Source organism: Candidatus Angelobacter sp. (assembly GCA_035607015.1).
Taxonomy (GTDB): domain Bacteria; phylum Verrucomicrobiota; class Verrucomicrobiia; order Limisphaerales; family AV2; genus AV2.
The window spans coordinates 1-2,306 of record DATNDF010000216.1 but is presented as its reverse complement, the minus strand read 5'-3'; the positions used below and the strand labels follow the sequence as shown (position 1 = coordinate 2,306).

The 2,306-nt window shown below is 58.0% G+C and carries 2 protein-coding genes; both read right to left on the bottom strand.

What is annotated here, in order from left to right; all coding sequences use genetic code 11:
• A partial coding sequence (locus tag VN887_08895; GenBank protein ID HXT40127.1) for a glycoside hydrolase family 3 N-terminal domain-containing protein occupies positions 1–895 on the bottom strand: 895 nt, incomplete at its 3' end.
• A 2-nt stretch (positions 896–897) separates the two neighbouring features.
• The coding region (locus VN887_08890) for a beta-galactosidase trimerization domain-containing protein (GenBank protein HXT40126.1) at positions 898–2,306 on the bottom strand (1,409 nt) is incomplete at its 5' end.

The window sequence follows — 2,306 nt, the reverse complement described above, 5'->3', positions numbered from 1 at the left end:
AATCGCTGACGACCACGCCGTCAAAATGCCATTCACCCCGCAGCACTTTGGAAAGAGTAAACGAGTTCACCGAACCGGGGAGGCCATCGAGGTCGTTGAAGGCGCTCATGAACGTGCCGACGCCGGCGTCCAGCGCCGCTTTGAAAGGGGGGAAATAGATTTCGCGCAAGGTCCGTTCGGAGACTTCCGCGGTATTGTAATCGCGTCCGCCTTCCGCCGCGCCGTAGGCCACCCAGTGCTTGGCGCAGGCGACAACTTTGTCCGGCAGTCCGTAATTGGTCCCTTGAAAACCTCGAACGCGCGCCGCCGCCATGGCCATGCCGAGAAAGGGATCTTCACCCGCGCCTTCCACGATCCGTCCCCAGCGAGGGTCGCGGGCGATGTCCACCATGGGAGCAAAAGTCCAGCGGATGCCTGCGGCCGAAGCTTCGTCGGCGGCGATGCTGGTGCTCCGCTCCGCGCCGCGCGGGTCCCAACTGGCGGCTTCTCCGAGCGGCACTGGAAAAATCGTGCGATAGCCGTGAATGACATCAAAGGCGAACAGAACGGGTATGTGCAATCGCGATTCGTTGACAGCGACGCGTTGCAATTCCGCGGTGCGTTTGGCGCCGCGAATAAAGATGGTTGAGCCCAGCCTGCCTTGACGGGCCAATGCAAAATCTTCGGGAAGACAATCTCCGTCCCAGGCGCCGCAGAGCTGTTGGAGTTGGCCCAGTTTCTCCTCGAGGGTCATGCGCTTCAGGGTGCTCGACACTTTTTGGTCGATTTCCGCCGAGGACATGTTTGGCGGGGCGGCGTGGGGGCTGGCGACGCAGGTCACCGTGCAGGCCAGCGTCAGAATCCATTGCGTCCAGAATCCGCGCTTATTCTTCGAGAAATGGTTTTCGCCAGTCATCTTCAGGAGCCGGATGGAGTGGACGATAGATCGCGCTCGAGCACTTCATAACCATAGGGAGGCAGAGTGATGCTCGCGGGGGAAATCTGATCGGTCAGGAGATCACGAAAGCCTTCGCCCAAGTTGACGGTCGCGGCGGAATTTCCATGGTTGAGCAGAAAATAAAAATGAGCCGCGCCTTTTGTGCGGCAAGTCACCTCAACCTGTTCGGGCACATTTTCCAGCAAGGGCTTTAGCTCAAGTTCCCGAGCATAACGTCGCACGAGGTAACGCGCTGCATCCACGTTGAACAACGAGCCGTAGTAAACTGCTTTGCCTTTTCCAAATTGTTGCTCGGTGACCGCGGGCGAATCCTTCAGAAAATCACCGGTCCAATGCGCGATCACGCGCGCGGTTGTCGGATGCAGCACTTCGGCAAAAACACTTACGGGCACGGAATGGCCATCGTCGAAACGGACGGAATTGTTCGTGGCGGATGGCGGTGGATAGGTTTGAAAAGAGTCGAGCCCGGCCCCAAAAACATTTGTCAGACCGGCAATGGGAATCGTGGCCATGGTAAAGGCATTGTCCCGGTCTTTGATGGCGCTGTGAGCGGACATCACGAGGGTGCCGCCGCGTTCGACGAACTTTTGCAGACGACTGGCCAGAGCGCGATCCATCAGGGCCAATTGGGGCGCAAAGACCAACTTGTATTTGCTCAAGTCAGCAGTTGGGCCGACAAAATCAAGGTTGTGCCGTTGCTCCGATGCGGCCTGGAACAGGGCATTATAAACCGCGCCGATCTTTATCTCCCGCGTCAAATACTGCTCATCAAACACCCACTCGTCCTCGAAGTCCTTGATGACCGCGATCCCGGAGACGACTTTCGAGCCAAGAATTTGGGAGCCGAGTTTGCTCATCTCCTGTCCTTCGCGTTTGAAATCCTTGAACCGCGCGCGCGGCACGTTGTCGTGATCGAGCACGCCAAACCAGTATTCCTCCGCCCCCCGCTCGGCTGATCGCCACCGAAAATGCAACAACCCGTCCGCGCCATGCGCGATCGTCTGCATCGCCCAAAGCCGCACCTGGCCGGGCGCGGGCGTGCGCAACATGTAAGTCTGTCCGGCGGGACCGGAGAGCTCTTCCATGATCATCATGCGGCCATTGAAACCGCGCACAAGAGTGAGGGTTGCGCCTGTTGGATAGCGGGGATTTGACTCGAACGTCGGATAATTGTCGCAGGCATGCAGGTCCAGGGAACGGCTGAAGTTGTAATAGTTTATGTTCTTAAATGCCCCGTTGTGAGTGAGGAAATCGTTCGGCCGATAGCGACGGAGGATTTCCACCTGGTCATTCAGGTAACTGGTCGCCGAATCGGAGGTGAATCGCTTGAAGTCCAGCATCAGTGCGGGGTTGTGAAAAGCAGGCGTTG